The following is a 15,698-nucleotide window of genomic DNA, read 5'->3' as shown; positions in this document are numbered from 1 at the left end:
ATAAAAGGAGAAATTTATGGCTAGATATACAGGACCGGTTGAAAAATTAGAAAGAAGGCTCGGTGTCGATCTATTTATGAAGGGCGAAAGAAGGCTTGCGGGCAAGAGCGCGCTTTTAAAACGCCCTTACGCTCCGGGTCAGCACGGACAAAGACGCGCTAAACTAAGCGAATATGGCTCACAGCTTCGCGAGAAGCAAAAGGCTAAATTTATGTACGGCGTAAGCGAGAAGCAGTTCCGTAGGCTATTTGCCGAAGCGGCTCGCAGAGAGGGTAACACCGGAGCGATTTTGGTTCAGCTTTTAGAGCAGAGACTAGATAATGTCGTTTACCGCATGGGCTTTGCTACGACTAGACGATTTGCGCGCCAGCTCGTTACGCACGGACATATCTTGGTAGACGGCAAGCGCGTCGATATCCCTTCTTACTCCGTCCGCGCAGGACAAAAGATCGAAGTGATCGAAAAGAGCAAAAATAACCCGCAAATTTCAAGAGCGCTGGATCTTACTGCACAGACCGGCATCGTAGCGTGGGTAGATGTAGAAAAAGAGAAAAGATACGGAATTTTTTCTAGAGTTCCGGAGAGAGAAGAAGTTGTTATTCCTGTAGAGGAAAGATTTATCGTAGAGCTTTACTCGAAATAGTAGGTGCTAATATGAGAAAAATCACAACATCAGCTCATATGCCAACTGAAATAAAGGTTGAGAATGTCAGCGAAAATGTTGCTAAAATCATAGCATATCCCTTTGAAACGGGATATGCCGTCACTCTAGCTCATCCTTTACGAAGGTTACTTTATACGAGCACGGTCGGTTTTGCGCCGACTGCGGTTAAAATCGAAGGCGTAAGCCACGAATTCGACAGCATGCGCGGTATGCTCGAGGATATGGCGGCTTTTATCATAAATTTAAAGGGCTTAAGGTTTAAAATCAAGGGCGATTCCCTGCGCGAGGTCGTAGAATACAGCTTCAAAGGACCTAAGGAAATTTACGGCAGCGACCTAAATAACGACGCCGTAGAGATCGTAAATCCAAGCGCTTATCTGGCTACGATAAACGAGGATGCCGATCTTAAATTTACGCTCATCATCGAAAAGGGCATCGGCTACGTCCCAAGCGAAGAGATCAGAGAAAATTTAGACGCCGATTTTATCGCGTTGGATGCGTTTTTTACCCCGGTAACCAAGGCTGTTTACGATATCGAAAACGTATTCGTAGAGGATAATCCCGACTACGAAAAGGTGGTCTTTACGATCACTACCGACGGTCAGATCAGCGCGATAGATGCGTTTAAAAACGCACTTGAGGCGATGTATCAGCAGCTGGCGGTTTTCAAAGGTATCGTAAATATCAGCGCTGCGGACACTTTCGGTAGAGCGATCCCCGCAAATTCCGAGTTTGCAAAGCTTTTTGAGAGCGTTAGCAATCTAAGCTTAAGCGCGCGAAGCTTTAACTGCCTAGATCGCGCGGATATTAGATTTATCGGTGAGCTAGCAATTATGGAGGAGAGCGAGCTTAAAGACCTTAAAAATTTAGGCAAAAAATCGCTTGAGGAGATCAAAGCCGTAATGGAGGAGATCGGTTATCCTATCGGCAACCAAGAGCTCGGCGATAAAAAAGAGCAGCTAAAACGCAAGCTTGACGAGCTGAAGGCTCAAAGACAAAAGAATGAAGGACAATAAATGAGACATAATCACGGATATAGGAAGCTAGGGCGCACTTCGTCTCACCGTGCCGCCCTGCTTAAAAATTTAACCATCGCTTTAGTTACTAGCGGCAAGATCGAAACTACGCTTCCTAAGGCAAAAGAGCTAAGAAGCTATGCCGAGAAGCTAATCACTCGCGCGCGCAAAGGCGACAGCGAGGCGCATAGATTTGTTTTCGCGGCGCTTCAAGATAAGGCTGCGACAAATAAGCTGGTCACCGAGATTGCCCCAAAATACGCAGGCGTAAACGGCGGCTACACTCGCATCATCAAAACCCGCCTTCGCAAGGGCGACGCCGCAGAGATGGCTTATATCGAGCTAATCAGCAAATAAAATTTCGGGATCACTCCCGAAATTTCTTCTATGAAATTTAAAATTTTACTTCCGCTTGTTATCGTAGCTGCGGGCTTGGCATGGGCATTGGACAATTATCTTAGCTATAAAAATATCGAAACGATCAACTCCGAAATTCCGCTAAAGCAAGCATTGGACGGCGAGCAAATTTCTAAAATCCGCGTCTATAAATCCAAACGAATTCTTGAAATTTTAACCTCAAAAGGCGTCGCGAAAAGCTACAAAATCGCCCTCGGACGCGAGCCTGAAGGGCACAAGGAGGTTCAAGGCGACGGCAAAACCCCGGAGGGCAACTACACCATAAACGGCAAAAATCCAAACTCGGCGTATCATCTAAATTTAGGCATCTCCTATCCGAACAAAACCGACGTAGCGCACGCAAAATCTCTCGGCAAGAGCGCAGGCGGCGATATCAAGATCCACGGGCTACCGAATAAATTTAGCTACCTAGGGCAGAGTATCGCGGCGTTCGGCGACTGGACGGAGGGCTGCATAGCGCTCGTCAATGACGATATGGACGAGCTTTTTGAGCACGTAAAAATCGGCACTCCGATAGAAATTTTGCCGTGATTGCACGCGCCCGCACTGAAATTTCACAGCCGCGATCGATATAAAACATAGCGTAAATTTCATCTGCGAGCTTTAAAATAATATTCGCCGTCCAGGCTTTTGTATGCCGCAAAATTTTACGATTAAAAGCAGGGTTGTTTTTATAAAATTTAATCGTATCGGCGTTTATCCCAATAATTTTAGACAAAATCACTTTAAATTTCCTCTCCCGCTCAAGCAAAATTTCATCTCAAATTTAACCATCGGCTCAGCTGAAATTTCATGCCAAATTTATGGCGCAAATAGGTCAAATTTAAATATATGCAAGCCCGATAATTCGCGGGCTTCGTCCTTACCGAATCGATAGAATTTTAAAATCATAGTTCCATTCCTCCGCACCGTATAAAATTCTTTGCGATCTATGGCACAAAATCCGCGTCCTCGCGCAAAATTTAAGATTAAATTTCATCCCCGATAAGCCTTTTTTTATCGCTTTTGGATATAATGCGCCAAAACTAAAATAAGGAATTTTAATGATACCATTTAGCGATGAAGAGCTTCTAGCTCCGGTACAAGGCAGCTTGGAGCTAATCCGTCCGATGCTTCAAAACGACGGCGGCGATATGAAGCTTTTAGGCATAAAAAACGGCGTCGTCTATGTCCGCCTTACCGGGCATTGCCACGGCTGCGCTGCAAGTGCGCAGACCCTAAAATACGGCGTCGAGCGCCAGCTTCGCATGGATATACATCCGGAGCTTAGCGTCGTAAACATCCCCGAAGGCGAAGAGTTTGAATTATAAAAAGCTGGGGCTAAAAGCCTTTTCGCGCGGGGAATTCGAGCTTGCAAAGCTGTATTTTTCGCTCGCCTACGAAAAAAGCGGCGAGGAAGAAATTTTATTTTTACTTGAGCTTTGCCAGACCGCGCTGGCAGACCGCGAAGAAGCGCTTATGCTCTTTGATTTTTACAACCTCAGCCCCAAAACTCAAACCGCGGAGCTTTTTAAAATTTTAAACTCCATCAACGAAAAGATCGCGAGCGAAGCAGCCTCCGAACCCGGCGCCGAGGACGAGATCGCCGTTATCGCCTATGCCGATTTTATGCGGGCGGTAGGCCAAAGGGGCTTTAAAGACGCCTTCGAATCGATCATTTTTTCCTCTAAAATCGCTATTTCGGATAAAAGCGAGATGATAGAATTTTTAGAAAATTTAATAGAAAACGGCTACTACGAGATGGGGCTTAATTACGTCGAAAGCTCGGCTGCTGCGTACGCAGGCGACGAGCGCTTCGAAGCGCTGATGCAAAAAATCAAAAATCATGAAAATACGACTCGAAAATAGCTTTATCACCGACAACTCCGCCGAGTGCGAGATGGGCTGCTTTTTTATGCGCACAGACGCAAACGCTAAATTTGAATCCGAAGCGGCGCAAAAAGGCGCGCAGATCATCTCTATCTCGCAAGCGAAGGAGCTTTTAAATATCGATCCGCGCATCAAAATCGTGGGCATTACGGGCACGAACGGCAAAACGACGACCGCGGCGGCGATCTATTCGACGCTGCTGGATCTGGGCTTTAGCTGCGGTCTAAGCGGCACGCGCGGCGCTTTCATAAGCGAGCGTAGAATCGACGAGAAGGGGCTTACGACGAGCTCGGTTTTTAAGACGATGAGCTATCTTTATGAAGCCAGCAAGCAGGGCTGCGAGTATTTCGTTATGGAAGTAAGCTCGCATGCGATCGCGCAGAACCGCATCCAGGGGCTAAATTTTGCGCTTAAAATTTTTACGAATTTGAGCCAAGATCATCTCGATTATCACGGCAGTATGCAAGAATATGCCGCGGTAAAAAGCTCGTTTTTCGCAGACGACGCGCCAAAGCTCATAAACGCCGACGATGGGCATATTAAATTTAACCCTGTAAACGCCCTTACCTACGGCATCAAAAACGCCGCGAGCTTCGGCGTAAGCGGGTATGGACTAAAGGGCGGCATCGACGCGCTCGTGCGCACCCCAAACGGCGATAATGCGCAGCTACAAAGCGATCTGATCGGCGAGTTTAACCTCTACAACCTTACCGCGGCGTTTGCGGCGGTTAAAATTCTGACCAAGCTGCCGAACGAAAAGATCGCAAAAGCCCTGGCAAACTTCGGCGGCGTCGAGGGTCGCGTGCAGATCGTAAATAAAAACCCGCTTGTAATCGTCGATTTCGCCCATACCCCAGACGGTATCGAAAAGGTGCTAAACGCGCTGCGCACAAGCGGCGAGATCATCGCGGTTTTCGGTGCGGGAGGCGATCGCGACCACGGCAAGCGTCCGAAAATGGGCGCCATCGCCGAGCACTTTGCCAAAATTTGCATCGTCACGAGCGATAACCCGCGCAGCGAAGAGCCGAGCGAGATCATCGAGCAGATTTGCGCCGGTATGCGCCGAAAGGATAAAATTTTAAAGATTGCGGATCGCAAAGAGGCTATCGCGCGCGCGATAGATCTTGCCAAAAACGGCGAGATGATCGCTATTTTGGGCAAGGGCGACGAGACCTACCAGGAGATCAAGGGCGTGAAGCACCCCTTCAGCGACAAGCAGGTCGTGAGCGAGCTCGTCGCGGCGCGAGGCGGGTCAAATTTAGACTAAATTTAAAGGACGGCCGATGAAAATCGAAATTTTATCAAGCAAAATCCACCGCGCGCGCGTGACGGACGCCAACCTCAACTACGTGGGCTCCATTACGATCGGGCCCGAGCTCATCGAGGCTGCGGGGCTTTACGAATATCAAAAAGTCGAAATCCTAAACATCAATAACGGCGAGCGGTTCGCCACATACGTGATCCGCGGCGAGAAAAAGGGCGAGATCTGCCTAAACGGCGCGGCTGCGCGCAAAGTCTGCGTCGGAGATATCGTCATCATCGTGGCCTACGCTCAGATTAGCGCTAAAAAAGCGAAAGATTTCGAGCCAAAAATCGTGCAGGTAAACGCACAAAACGAAATCGTAAAATAGCATGGCACCGCGCCTCGAGGAGCTTTTCGCCTCGCCGCAGCACTACGAAAAATACAAAGCGCAGTTGGGTAAAAAACTAGCCGAGTTTCGCTTTGGCTTTATGAGCGACGCAAAATGGCGCAAGCTCTTTGCGACGATCTGCGCCGAGAGTTCGCCCGCAAGGCAGTGCGAAATTTATGATTTCTTCGACTCCTGCGTAAACGAGATCAGATTCGCTCTGCCCGCCGCAGAGTACGCGCAAGGCATCTGCGAAAACTACATCTCGCAGCGCCTCACGACGAGCGAAAAGCCCACCTTCTACGCCGAGATAGAATACATAGAATTTGCGAAATTTTACGACTTCACAAGCCGCGGCGCACTGCTACCGCCGGGGCACAAAAGCCAGGACCTTGATACCATAGCGCGCTATTTAGAGCGCCTGGATTTGAGATGGAGTCGGGCGAGCAAAGCTTAAAAATTTACGGCTACAAACGCTAGCTCTTTACGCGGAGTTTTGCCCTCTTGTGTGCAAGCGCGCCTGCCACATCACGCGCAAGAGGCGCAATTTGCGCTAAATTTTACTCCAAACAGCCCGCTCTAGCCGCTTGTCAGTCCACAAAAAAGGAGCAAATTTGAACTACGAAGAATTTTATGGCGCCGTCTGCGAAATGGTGGAAAAATTTGAAGCGAGCGGGGCTGCGAACAAGGAGCTGGACGCATATCTACTCGCGCTTTTGAGGCTGCTTGAAGCGCGCAGCGGCGAGCCCTTTAGCGCAGAGCTAATGCTTGAAATCCTAAGCGCGGCGTTTGAAAGCGAGAGGGCGGGATTTAATGAGGCGTGGCTTGAGATAGAGCGAGCGCCCGAGCTTGCGCACTTCTGCAAAGATGATCCTGCGGGCGGCGGCGATACGTTTCGTTCGGCGGAGGAGCCAAAAACCGCTGCAGATATAATGCGCTACCTACCGGAGGGCTTTGAGATAAAATTTGACGAAAGCAGATCCGCAAATTTTAAAACCGCGCCAAGCGAGGCAAAATTTACGAACGACGAGCTAAAAAACGACGAGAGCAAAACGCAAGAGCAAAATTCCATCGCCGTAAGCGGTAGCGTCTCTGCAAAAACAGCGCGAGGCGAGTCCTTTGGGCAAAAGACCAATGGGGCCCCTGAAATTCGAGGCCGCAGACAAGCACGGCTGGCTTGCGTATTCCGCAGAGGTTATAAAATTTCAGCTAGCGGAGCTTAGCAGGATGCGCGCTAGCGGACAGCTTGCGGACGAGAGCAAGTTTTTCGGCATCGTATCGTCAGGCGGGCATGGCTGGTATAATTTCGATCCGTTTTCGCTGCTAGAGTGCGGAGCGCGCGGCCTGATGGATCACGCGGGCGAGGATGCGCCCCTGCGCGGTGGCTGGGAAATGCTCGGCGAACTGCTCGAAATGGGACGGACGTACGAGTAAGCGGCGAATTTTGGGCAATATCCTTAAATTAAAGCTAAATTTAGCCACGCTGCTTTGCTCGGCAAATTTTACGTCGCTAAATTTAGATTTTCGAGCGTGAAGTTTGGTGCCGCGGATGAACTTTTGCGCCGAATTTTTGTTGTTTTTGAAATTTACGAATTAAAATTTACCGCATCGCTAGCCAAAACGCAATGGTTTACAGAGAATAAAATTTACGCTTGCCTATAAAGCGCAAAAATTACAGCATAGTGCGAATTTGAGCCCATTTGAGATAAATTTTTTCAAAAACTACCGCATTTAGGGAAATTCCAAAAATAAATTTGCCAAATTTGCGGTAAAATTTGGGCAAAGGTACACAGCCATTGTTATCAAACGGACAAAAGGGAAGCGCGCCAAATATTTGTCAGTGTTTGGCGTTAAATTTGACGCGGTCGGCAAAATTCGGCGAAAATGGGCAAATTTGGCGCCTGAATTTAAAAGGATTCACAAAATGATAGCGATTTATTTCAGCTCCACAGGCAATACCAAGCATTGCGTGGAGAGATTTATAGAGCGTCTGGGCGGCGACATCCCCGCGGTTTCGATCGAGGATGAGTGCTGCGGCGAGCTGCTAAAGCACCACGATGACGTGATCCTTGCCTATCCCGTTTACTTTAGCGACCTGCCGCAGATCGTGCGCGAGTTCATTTGCGAAAACAGCGCGAATTTTCGTGGCAAAAACGTCTTTATCATCGCTACGATGGAGATTTTTAGCGGCGACGGAGAGGGCTGCGCGGCTAGGATCCTAAAACGGGCTGGCGCGAAGATAATGGGCGGCGCGCACGTGAAAATGCCCGCGTTTATCCTCGACGTGGCGATTTTTAGCTATTCGGCGCAGAAAAACGAGCGCCTAATCAAGGAGGCAAACGCCAAGCTAGAGCGCGCCTCGGAGGCATTTGCCGCGGGCAATCCACCGCAAGAGGGGCTGGGCATGCTATGCCGCATCGCGGGGCTTTTGGGACAACGGCTCTGGATGAAAATTTGGGACAAAACGCCGTTTGCCAGGCGCAAACCGATCCTAGATACGGCGCGATGCAGCGGATGCGGAGAGTGCGCGAAATCCTGTCCGATGCAAAATATAAAAATCACGCACGGCAAGGCGAGATTTGGCGAGCGCTGTACGATTTGCTACAGATGCGTGAACAAGTGCAGGCAAAAGGCGATAACGATCCTTGGCAAGGCGAAAAATCTGGAAAAATCGGTCGCGGCAGAGTTTAAAGATATCTGACGTGCGTTCGTTCGGGCGGTCTTGATCTGCCGACATATTTTATCGCTTTTTAACTCGTCAAAAGATTTCAAATTTAGCGGTCATCCTGCCCGCGCTATTTTAAATGCTCTTTTAGCTCCGTGATTTGCCGCTTAACTTCGTCTATTATCTGCGGCGAGTTTTCCCAAATTTCAAGAAAAGCCCATTCGTCGCTTGGCGGGTTGATCATATTTTCCAAAATCGCAACGACTTTCCGGATAGTCGGTTGCAATTTATCTAAAAAATCCGACGGACACGCATACGGCGAGCCAAAGCAGGCCAAAACGTGCGCGGCAGCCCTGATTTCATCGTAGTTTTCATTTTTTGGATCGAACTCTCCTGCCGTGCTTTGCAGCAGATCAAAATTTTTGCTCTCCCAAAATCTAGCAAACCAATCCGCCGCCTCGTCGTTTTCGTAAGCTTTGTAGCCCCAATCGCCCATTTTGTTCCTTTTAAAATAAATTTCATCGCCAAGCTTTAATGACGTCTCTTATTTAAATTTTACCTGCCCAAGCTAAATTTTAAGCCGCTTTTTGACTGCGCGTGCCCGCCGCAAAATCAAAGTCGAGAACAAAACTCGCAACGCCAAGTCAAACGCTAAATTTAGCTTAAATTTGCTAAAATAGCCAAAATTTAAAGGATTTTTGATGTTCGAAGGAATGGATTTTTCGAAAATGGGGCAGATGCTCGATCAGATGCAGGCTAAGGCCAAGCAGATCGAGGAGGAAAATGCGCGCAAGGAATTTACCGTAAAATCAGGCGCGGGTATGGTTGCCATCAGGCTAAACGGCGCGGGCGAGGTGCTCGATCTAAGCATCGACGATAGCCTTTTTAACGACAAGGAAAGCTTGCAGATCCTGCTAATTTCGGCGATAGGCGACGCGATAAAACTCGTCGAAAATGAAAAGAAAGGTGCCGCAGCGTCCATGCTAGGAGGGCTCGGCAGCCTAGGCGATCTACTCGGCGATAAGGGCTGAGGCGGTAAATTTGAACAGACCAGTCGGATGAAATTTTAAAATTTTATAGTTTCAGAATTTGCGAAGCAGCCGATCGGAGGGTTTAAAATTTACAAGCAGCGATCGCGATGTGCTTCGATCGTTTGCCTCTGCGCGAACACAAAAGAGATAAAATTTAAACGATACGCAAGACGCAACCAAATGTCATAAAACAGATAGTAAAAAGTACGAGCGCGGCAAACGAAACGAGCGTAAAAGCTGATAAACACAGGAAAGTAAGAGTAGCCGAACGAGCCACGCGTAAAAAGCGGCTCCAAAGCCCAACCATGCGATAGGAATTTGATGGATATTTTAGAAAAATTTAAAGACTACTTGGAGCGCAACGAGCTGAAGGCGCCGAGCTTTCATCCGTACTTTGAGGAGGCGCTCAATTACATGCTGCAAGCGGGCGGCAAGCACTTTCGCGCGCAGCTGTTGCTAGGCGTCGTCTCGGCGGTGGATGAGCGGCGCTTTGAGGGTGCGCTGGCGATGGCGATGGCGCTTGAGATGATCCACACCTACTCGCTTATCCACGACGATCTGCCCGCGATGGACGATGCGGATCTGCGCCGCGGGCGACCGAGCCTGCATAAAAAATACGACGAGGTCACGGCGATTTTGGTCGGCGACGCGTTAAATACCGACGCGTTTTTGATCGCCGCAAGCGCAAGCCTAAGCGATGAGATCAAGATAAAATGCATTAAAACTCTAGCGCGAAACGCAGGCAGCAGCGGCATGGTGCTGGGTCAGGCGATCGATTGCCGTTTTGAAAACAGCCCGCTAAAGCAAAACGAGCTTGAGTTTTTGCATCTGCATAAAACTGGCGCGCTCATCGCTGCGGCGTTTGAGCTAGGCGCCATAATCGGCGGGCTAAATGACGAGCTCGCGCATGAGCTTTATAAGATCGGCCTGAAACTAGGGCTTATATTTCAGATCGAGGATGACATCATCGACGCCACGAGCGACGAAGCAAGCGCGGGCAAGCCGGTAGGAGCGGACGGCGCGAAAAATTCCTTCGTAAATTTACTCGGACTTGCAGGTGCTAGAAGCTACAAGCAGCGCCTAATAGACGAGGTAAGCGGCGCAATGAGCGGCTATGATGCGAGCCTACGCGATTTGGTTTTAAATTTGATAGAAAAATACCTGAAAGGATGAAAAATGTCGAGCGAGCAGCTAAGTAAAATTTCAAACACGATCAAATTTCTAAGCGCGGATATGATCCAAAGCGCCAACTCGGGCCATCCCGGCACGCCGATGGGGCTAAGCGACGTGATGAGCGTCTTTATGAGCAAGGTCCGCCACAATCCCAAAAATCCCGCGTGGCTAAACCGCGACCGCGTCGTATTCTCGGGCGGGCACGCAAGCGCGCTCGTGTATAGCTACCTCTATCTTAGCGGATACGATTTGAGCATGGACGATCTGAAAAGCTTCAGGCGCCTACACTCCAAAACCCCGGGCCACCCGGAGATCACTACTCCGGGCGTTGAGATCGCTACCGGACCGCTCGGTCAGGGCGTCGCAAACGCAGTCGGATTTGCGATGGCCGCAAAATACGCCGCGCATCTGCTCAACGAGGAAGGAAGCGAGATCATCGATCACCGCGTCTATTGCTTCTGCGGCGACGGCGATCTGCAGGAGGGCATCAGCTACGAAGCGTGCGCGCTTGCGGGCAGACACAACCTCGATAATCTCACCATAATCTATGATTCTAACGGCATCACGATCGACGGCAGCACCGATATCGCGTGGTTTGAGGACGTGAAAGTGCGATTTGAAGCGCAGGGCTTTGAGGTCGCGCGCATCGACGGACATAATTTCGATCAGATAGAATTTGTCCTTGACGAGGTAAAAAATAAAACCAAACCCTACCTCATCATCGCAAACACCACGATCGGCAAGGGTGCGCTCGAGCTTGAGGGCACGGCCAAGACGCACGGCGCGCCGCTTGGAGAGGAACTGCTTGCGCGCGCCAAGCAAAGTCTAGGCTTTGATCCCGCCCAAAGCTTTGTCGTAAGCGAGGACGTGCTTTTTGCGACGCGCGCCGCGGTTGAGAGGGGTGATTTGGAAGAGCGGCTTTGGAAGGAGAAGCTCGCGAAACTAAGCGATGAAAAAAGAGCGCTTTTAAACGAGCTTTTAAATCCCGATTTTAGCAAGATAGAATTCCCTGATTTTAGCGGGCTTAAGGTCGCCACGCGCGATAGCAACGGTAAAATTTTAAACGCTATCGCAAACGCGGTGCCGGGCTTTTTGGGCGGAAGCGCCGATTTGGCGGCATCGAACAAGACCGAGCTAAAAGGCGGCGGCGACTTTCCGTGCGGCAAAAATCTACACTTCGGCATCCGCGAGCACGCGATGGCGGCGATCGGCAACGCCTTTGCGAGGTACGGGCTTTTCATCCCGTTTAGCGCGACGTTTTTTATCTTCAGCGACTATCTCAAAACGGGTGCGCGACTCGCGGCACTGATGGGCTTGCGCCACTATTTCGTCTTCACGCACGACAGTATCGGCGTGGGCGAGGACGGGCCGACGCACGAGCCTATCGAGCAGCTTAGCACCTTCCGCGCGATGCCAGACTTCTACACCTTCCGCCCCGCGGACGGCAACGAAAACGTAAAATGCTGGCGCACGGCGCTTACTCTAAATGCCCCCGCAGCGTTCGTCTGCTCGCGTCAGGGACTTGAGCCGCTACCTAAGGCGGTTTTGGGCGACGTGCAAAACGGCGCGTATCTGCTAAGGCAGAGCAAAGAGGCACGTATCACGCTCATCGCAAGCGGCAGCGAGGTTTCGCTCTGCCTAAAAGCGGCAGCGATCCTGCAAGAGCAAGGCATCGGCGCAAACGTCGTAAGCGCGCCGTGCTTCGAGCTTTTGTGCGAGCAGGACGCAGATTATTTGGCGCAAATCCTGCAGCCACAAACTAAAATTTTAGCCGTCGAAGCCGCAAGCGCGCTTGAGTGGTATAAATTTGCAGACGCGGTACACGGCATGCAAAGCTTCGGCGAGAGCGGCAACGCGAGCGAGCTATTTAAGCTTTTCGGCTTCACCGACGTCGCGATCGCAAAAGAAGCAAGGGAGCTTTTAGAGCAGTAGCGGAAAGGGTAAAATTTGAGCGAAAAAATCAAAATTTCGTATTTAGACGGATTTAAAATTTACGGATTAAAAGCCCGCACGAAAAATGCGGACGAGTTAGGCGAAAGCGGCAAAATTCCCGCGCTGTGGGCAAAATTTATGAAAGAGTGCTATGACGGGCAGAGCGAGATTTACGGCATCTATTACGATTACGAAGACGGCGCCGACGGGCTTTACGATATCTTTATCGGCGCTAAAGCGCCCCGCGGCGACGAAGCCTTGGAGATCAGAAGCGGCAAATACGCCGTTTTTAGTTTCCCAAATGAGCCGCAAAATGTAGCAAAATTTTGGAGCAAGATTTGGAGCTTTTTTGAGGCCGGCGAACTAAAAAGAGCGTTTGGAACGGATTTTGAGTTTTACGGCGGAGACGAGATCAAAATTTTTATCTCGGTTTTGTAGGGCGGCGCATGAAATTTATAAACGGCGAGTGATTTTTCTCCGCCGCGACGATATGCTTTTGCGTAAAATTTCATCCATAAAGCGGTAAAATTCCGTGCCCAAAACTATGCGCGAAAGCAAATTTTATGCCCAAAGCGCGCCGTACCTTAAGCCGTGGATTTAAAACGAAATCTAAATTTGCGCCGTTAAATTTCAACCCCCGATCGCAAAATCAGGCGAAATTTCAGGCGGAATTTTATTTTTAAATCTGTTATTAAGCCATTTTTGGCTTAAATTACATTTTCATTCGGGTAGATGTCCGAGCGGTCGAAGGAGCGCGCCTCGAAAGCGCGTAAGGCGTCAGCCTTCTAGGGTTCGAATCCCTATCTACCCGCCATTCATTCAAATTTCACCCAATACTTTGGAGTTAAGATGAGCAATAAACTCCTTTCGATGAGCCTGCAGGAGCTGTGGCGACTCTTTCCAATACGTCTCGTGCCGCACGATCCGCGCTGGAGCGTTTGGTTTAGGCAGGAGCGCGAAATTCTGCGCGGTCTGCTGCGAGATCATGGCGAGACCAAGATCCACCATATCGGCAGCACCGCGGTAAGCGGTATTTGGGCGAAGCCTATCATAGATATTTTGATCGAGTGCTCGGATATCGCCGCCGCCAAACAGCGCCTGATAGACGCGGGCTATCTGCTAATGAGTGAAAAGGGGAGCCGCTGCAGCCTAAATAAGGGCTACACCGAAGCGGGATTTGCCGAGCGCGTTTTTCACGTGCATCTGCGAAATTTCGGCGATGCGGATGAGATATTTTTTAGAGATTTTTTGCGGGCGAATGCGGATATCGCCAAGCGGTACGAGGCGCTTAAATTAGAGCTTTGCAAGCGCTACGAGTTTGACCGAGACGCCTACACTGCGGTAAAAAGCGAATTTGTGCTTAAATTTACGCTTATTGCTAAAGAAAACTCGAAATAGCCGCACAAATTTATCCTCTGCGTAGAAGCTCGCTCGCCAAGAGCGATAAAAAATGACTAAATTTTATAAACAAAACAGAGGGCTTGCGCCCTGCCCCGTGAGCTTATTTTTATAAAATTTTACAAATTCCGCCAGCAGTAAAGTCGCTCTCATAAAACGCGCCGTATCATTGCATCACACCAAGGGCTAAGGCTCATTTCCGCGCTTCGGTGTAAATTTAAATTTAAAAGCCTAAGCGTCGTAAATTTTAAACATCTCGCTAAAACATTGGCTCACAAACTCACTAAATTTAAAGCGGCGAAAATTTTAAATTCCTCGCCGCTAGCTAGCCGCACAAATCCGTCTGGCGCTTAAATTTAATGATCGCTCTTTAGCCCCGCGCCGCAAAGCGGGATGATGCTATCTCCTTGCAGATCACGGCTTTCTTTGTAGCGCAGATATGCCGCGTAGGTAGCCGCAGTCGTATGCTCGACGTAAAATCCGCCACGCGCAAGAGCCGCTCTAGCAGGCAGTATGTCGCCCTCGCTCGCCAAGATCACCTCGCGCTCGCCCGCGTAGCTAGAGCCAAGAATTTCGCCCGCACGCATCGGTCTTGCGATCGCGATGCCCTCCGCTAGCGTCGGCTGCGGCTCTATCGCTCGCGCCGCACCTTTGGCATCAAAAAGCGGGGCACAACGCTCGCCCTGAACGATGAAAATTTTTGGCAACGCCTCGATAAGACCGCCCTCATATAGCTCGCCCAGCGCCGCTTGAGCGCCCAGCAGTAGCGTGCCGTTGCCCACGGGGATAAAGATATTGCGCGGCACCCTGCCCAGCTGCTCGTAGATCTCATAAACGTAGCTCTTCGTGCCCTCGTAAAAGATCGGATTATAAACGTGGTTGGCGTAATAGATCTGCTCCTGCGCGGCCTTTTTGCGGCACGCATCCGCCGTTTCGTCGCGGCTGCCGTCAAATACCGTGACGTGCGCGCCGTGGCTTTTGATCATATCGATCTTTTTAGGCGACGTGCCCTTCGGGACGTAAATTTCGCACTCGATGCCCGCGCGAGCGCAGTACGCCGCCACGGCATTGCCCGCGTTGCCGCTGGAATCTTGCAGCACCTTTTTCACGCCGATATTTTTAGCATGCAACACCAAAACCGCCGCGCCGCGATCTTTGAATGAAAGCGTAGGCATCGCGTAATCGAGCTTGAGATAGAGGTCTTCGCCGAATTTTACGCTCGCCGTAAGCCCCTCGCCCATCGAAATTTCTCTAAATTTAGCCGTGTCGATGCCCATAAATCTTCGGTATCTAAAGATGCTAAACTCGCTTTGATCTACGAGCGCGGGGTTAAATTTAGGCGCGTCGGAGTTTAGCTTATACAGCCCGCCGCAGTCGCATTTATAACTCAAAGTATCGATGGGCGCGTGCTTACCGCAGCCCGTGCAGATGAAATCGCTCATTTTCACTCCTATTTTTTCTCTTTGATTTTTGCGAGGGCCTCGATCTCTACAAGGCAGCCGAAGTGTAGAGCCGTAGTCGGCACCACGACGCGGGCGGGCTTGTGCGCGCCGAAAAACAGCGCGTACTGCTCGTCGATCACGTCCCAATTCGCGACGTCAGGCGTATAGACGCGGCACATCCGCACGTCGCCTTTATCCGCACCCGCGGCGGCCAGCACTGCCGCGACGTTGCTTAGAGCCTGCGCGGTCTGCGCAGCAAGACTCTCCGCGATGGCCCCCGTACGCGGATCCACGCTTAGCTGCCCCGAGACGTAGAGCGTGCCGTCGTCGTCTAAGATGCCCGGCGCATAATGCGCCTTTTTCGGCGCGAAACCGCTTGGATAAATTTCTTTCATTTAAGCTCCTTTGCATATAAAATTTTATATAATTTTACTCTAAATTTATTAAAGATATAAGATCGGAA

The 15,698-nt window shown here is 50.1% G+C and carries 20 protein-coding genes and 1 tRNA gene; 18 read left to right on the top strand and 3 right to left on the bottom strand.

What is annotated here, in order from left to right:
• Positions 1-16 precede the first annotated feature (16 nt).
• The 12 genes from rpsD to Q0600_RS07730 all read left to right on the top strand — a co-directional run bounded on the left by rpsD (position 17) and on the right by Q0600_RS07730 (position 8,295).
• Complete coding sequence (gene rpsD / locus Q0600_RS07785; RefSeq protein WP_005869858.1) at positions 17-643, top strand: 30S ribosomal protein S4; 627 nt, start codon at positions 17-19, stop codon at positions 641-643.
• A gap of 11 nt (positions 644-654) precedes the next feature.
• On the top strand, positions 655-1,680 hold the full coding sequence (locus Q0600_RS07780) for a DNA-directed RNA polymerase subunit alpha (RefSeq protein WP_177387178.1): 1,026 nt from the start codon (positions 655-657) through the stop codon (positions 1,678-1,680).
• A complete protein-coding gene (gene rplQ, locus Q0600_RS07775; protein WP_005869862.1) occupies positions 1,681-2,037 on the top strand; it encodes a 50S ribosomal protein L17 in 357 nt (118 codons plus the stop codon).
• Positions 2,038-2,067: 30 nt separating this feature from the next.
• Complete coding sequence (locus tag Q0600_RS07770) at positions 2,068-2,628, top strand: L,D-transpeptidase family protein (protein WP_298758892.1); 561 nt, start codon at positions 2,068-2,070, stop codon at positions 2,626-2,628.
• A 512-nt stretch (positions 2,629-3,140) separates the two neighbouring features.
• Positions 3,141-3,407, top strand: a complete 267-nt coding sequence (locus Q0600_RS07765) for a NifU family protein (RefSeq protein ID WP_297963446.1) — start codon at positions 3,141-3,143, stop codon at positions 3,405-3,407.
• On the top strand, positions 3,397-3,945 hold the full coding sequence (locus tag Q0600_RS07760; protein WP_298758889.1) for a histidine kinase: 549 nt from the start codon (positions 3,397-3,399) through the stop codon (positions 3,943-3,945). Before Q0600_RS07765 ends, Q0600_RS07760 begins: the two co-directional genes overlap by 11 nt.
• Positions 3,923-5,233: a UDP-N-acetylmuramoyl-L-alanyl-D-glutamate--2,6-diaminopimelate ligase gene (locus Q0600_RS07755; protein WP_298758886.1), complete on the top strand. Its 1,311-nt coding sequence runs from the start codon at positions 3,923-3,925 to the stop codon at positions 5,231-5,233. Before Q0600_RS07760 ends, Q0600_RS07755 begins: the two co-directional genes overlap by 23 nt.
• Before the next feature lie 16 nt (positions 5,234-5,249).
• A complete protein-coding gene (gene panD, locus Q0600_RS07750; RefSeq protein ID WP_298758883.1) occupies positions 5,250-5,597 on the top strand; it encodes an aspartate 1-decarboxylase in 348 nt (115 codons plus the stop codon).
• A 1-nt stretch (position 5,598) separates the two neighbouring features.
• On the top strand, positions 5,599-6,051 hold the full coding sequence (locus Q0600_RS07745; protein WP_298758881.1) for a hypothetical protein: 453 nt from the start codon (positions 5,599-5,601) through the stop codon (positions 6,049-6,051).
• A 157-nt stretch (positions 6,052-6,208) separates the two neighbouring features.
• Positions 6,209-6,817, top strand: a complete 609-nt coding sequence (locus Q0600_RS07740) for a hypothetical protein (protein ID WP_298758878.1) — start codon at positions 6,209-6,211, stop codon at positions 6,815-6,817.
• A complete protein-coding gene (locus Q0600_RS07735; protein WP_298758875.1) occupies positions 6,714-7,028 on the top strand; it encodes a hypothetical protein in 315 nt (104 codons plus the stop codon). Before Q0600_RS07740 ends, Q0600_RS07735 begins: the two co-directional genes overlap by 104 nt.
• Positions 7,029-7,518: 490 nt before the next feature.
• Positions 7,519-8,295, top strand: a complete 777-nt coding sequence (locus tag Q0600_RS07730; protein WP_298758873.1) for an EFR1 family ferrodoxin — start codon at positions 7,519-7,521, stop codon at positions 8,293-8,295.
• 94 nt (positions 8,296-8,389) lie between these two features.
• Here Q0600_RS07730 and Q0600_RS07725 read toward each other — a convergent pair whose 3' ends face one another.
• On the bottom strand, positions 8,390-8,755 hold the full coding sequence (locus tag Q0600_RS07725; RefSeq protein ID WP_298758871.1) for a DUF4259 domain-containing protein: 366 nt from the start codon (positions 8,753-8,755) through the stop codon (positions 8,390-8,392).
• Positions 8,756-8,960: 205 nt separating this feature from the next.
• On the opposite strand from Q0600_RS07725, the gene Q0600_RS07720 reads away from it, so the two are divergent.
• From Q0600_RS07720 to Q0600_RS07695, 6 genes are all read left to right on the top strand, one after another.
• The gene (locus Q0600_RS07720; protein WP_298758869.1) at positions 8,961-9,290 is read left to right on the top strand and encodes a YbaB/EbfC family nucleoid-associated protein; all 330 of its coding nucleotides are present in this window, start codon (positions 8,961-8,963) and stop codon (positions 9,288-9,290) included.
• Between the two features lie 321 nt (positions 9,291-9,611).
• A complete protein-coding gene (locus tag Q0600_RS07715; RefSeq protein ID WP_298758867.1) occupies positions 9,612-10,463 on the top strand; it encodes a polyprenyl synthetase family protein in 852 nt (283 codons plus the stop codon).
• Positions 10,464-10,466: 3 nt separating this feature from the next.
• Positions 10,467-12,395, top strand: a complete 1,929-nt coding sequence (gene tkt / locus Q0600_RS07710; RefSeq protein ID WP_298758862.1) for a transketolase — start codon at positions 10,467-10,469, stop codon at positions 12,393-12,395.
• Positions 12,396-12,422: 27 nt separating this feature from the next.
• A complete protein-coding gene (locus Q0600_RS07705) occupies positions 12,423-12,833 on the top strand; it encodes a GyrI-like domain-containing protein (protein WP_298759111.1) in 411 nt (136 codons plus the stop codon).
• A 288-nt stretch (positions 12,834-13,121) separates the two neighbouring features.
• Positions 13,122-13,209, top strand: a tRNA-Ser gene (locus Q0600_RS07700).
• 35 nt (positions 13,210-13,244) lie between these two features.
• Positions 13,245-13,793 (top strand): GrpB family protein, encoded by a 549-nt coding sequence (locus Q0600_RS07695; RefSeq protein ID WP_298758860.1) that lies wholly within the window; start codon positions 13,245-13,247, stop codon positions 13,791-13,793.
• A 356-nt stretch (positions 13,794-14,149) separates the two neighbouring features.
• On the opposite strand, the gene Q0600_RS07690 is transcribed toward Q0600_RS07695, so the two are convergent.
• Entirely contained in the window at positions 14,150-15,235 is a 1,086-nt protein-coding gene (locus Q0600_RS07690) for a threonine synthase (RefSeq protein ID WP_298758857.1), read from the bottom strand.
• A gap of 8 nt (positions 15,236-15,243) precedes the next feature.
• Entirely contained in the window at positions 15,244-15,630 is a 387-nt protein-coding gene (locus Q0600_RS07685; protein ID WP_298758853.1) for a RidA family protein, read from the bottom strand.
• Between the last annotated feature and the right edge of the window lie 68 nt (positions 15,631-15,698).

Source organism: uncultured Campylobacter sp. (assembly GCF_938041645.1).
Classification (GTDB): Bacteria; Campylobacterota; Campylobacteria; order Campylobacterales; family Campylobacteraceae; genus Campylobacter_B.
Note: the sequence above shows the minus strand (reverse complement) of the source record. Positions and strands in the feature narration are given on the sequence as shown.

Coding starts and splice junctions, on each gene's coding strand:
- panD (WP_298758883.1), top strand. CDS start 5,250: ATGAAAATCGAAATTTTATCAAGCAAAATCCACCGCGCGCGCGTGACG.
- Q0600_RS07720 (WP_298758869.1), top strand. CDS start 8,961: ATGTTCGAAGGAATGGATTTTTCGAAAATGGGGCAGATGCTCGATCAG.
- Q0600_RS07715 (WP_298758867.1), top strand. CDS start 9,612: ATGGATATTTTAGAAAAATTTAAAGACTACTTGGAGCGCAACGAGCTG.
- Q0600_RS07685 (WP_298758853.1), bottom strand. CDS start 15,630: ATGAAAGAAATTTATCCAAGCGGTTTCGCGCCGAAAAAGGCGCATTAT.
- Q0600_RS07690 (WP_298758857.1), bottom strand. CDS start 15,235: ATGAGCGATTTCATCTGCACGGGCTGCGGTAAGCACGCGCCCATCGAT.
- Q0600_RS07745 (WP_298758881.1), top strand. CDS start 5,599: ATGGCACCGCGCCTCGAGGAGCTTTTCGCCTCGCCGCAGCACTACGAA.
- rplQ (WP_005869862.1), top strand. CDS start 1,681: ATGAGACATAATCACGGATATAGGAAGCTAGGGCGCACTTCGTCTCAC.
- Q0600_RS07780 (WP_177387178.1), top strand. CDS start 655: ATGAGAAAAATCACAACATCAGCTCATATGCCAACTGAAATAAAGGTT.
- Q0600_RS07695 (WP_298758860.1), top strand. CDS start 13,245: ATGAGCAATAAACTCCTTTCGATGAGCCTGCAGGAGCTGTGGCGACTC.
- Q0600_RS07725 (WP_298758871.1), bottom strand. CDS start 8,755: ATGGGCGATTGGGGCTACAAAGCTTACGAAAACGACGAGGCGGCGGAT.
- tkt (WP_298758862.1), top strand. CDS start 10,467: ATGTCGAGCGAGCAGCTAAGTAAAATTTCAAACACGATCAAATTTCTA.
- Q0600_RS07770 (WP_298758892.1), top strand. CDS start 2,068: ATGAAATTTAAAATTTTACTTCCGCTTGTTATCGTAGCTGCGGGCTTG.
- Q0600_RS07755 (WP_298758886.1), top strand. CDS start 3,923: ATGAAAATACGACTCGAAAATAGCTTTATCACCGACAACTCCGCCGAG.
- Q0600_RS07730 (WP_298758873.1), top strand. CDS start 7,519: ATGATAGCGATTTATTTCAGCTCCACAGGCAATACCAAGCATTGCGTG.
- Q0600_RS07765 (WP_297963446.1), top strand. CDS start 3,141: ATGATACCATTTAGCGATGAAGAGCTTCTAGCTCCGGTACAAGGCAGC.
- rpsD (WP_005869858.1), top strand. CDS start 17: ATGGCTAGATATACAGGACCGGTTGAAAAATTAGAAAGAAGGCTCGGT.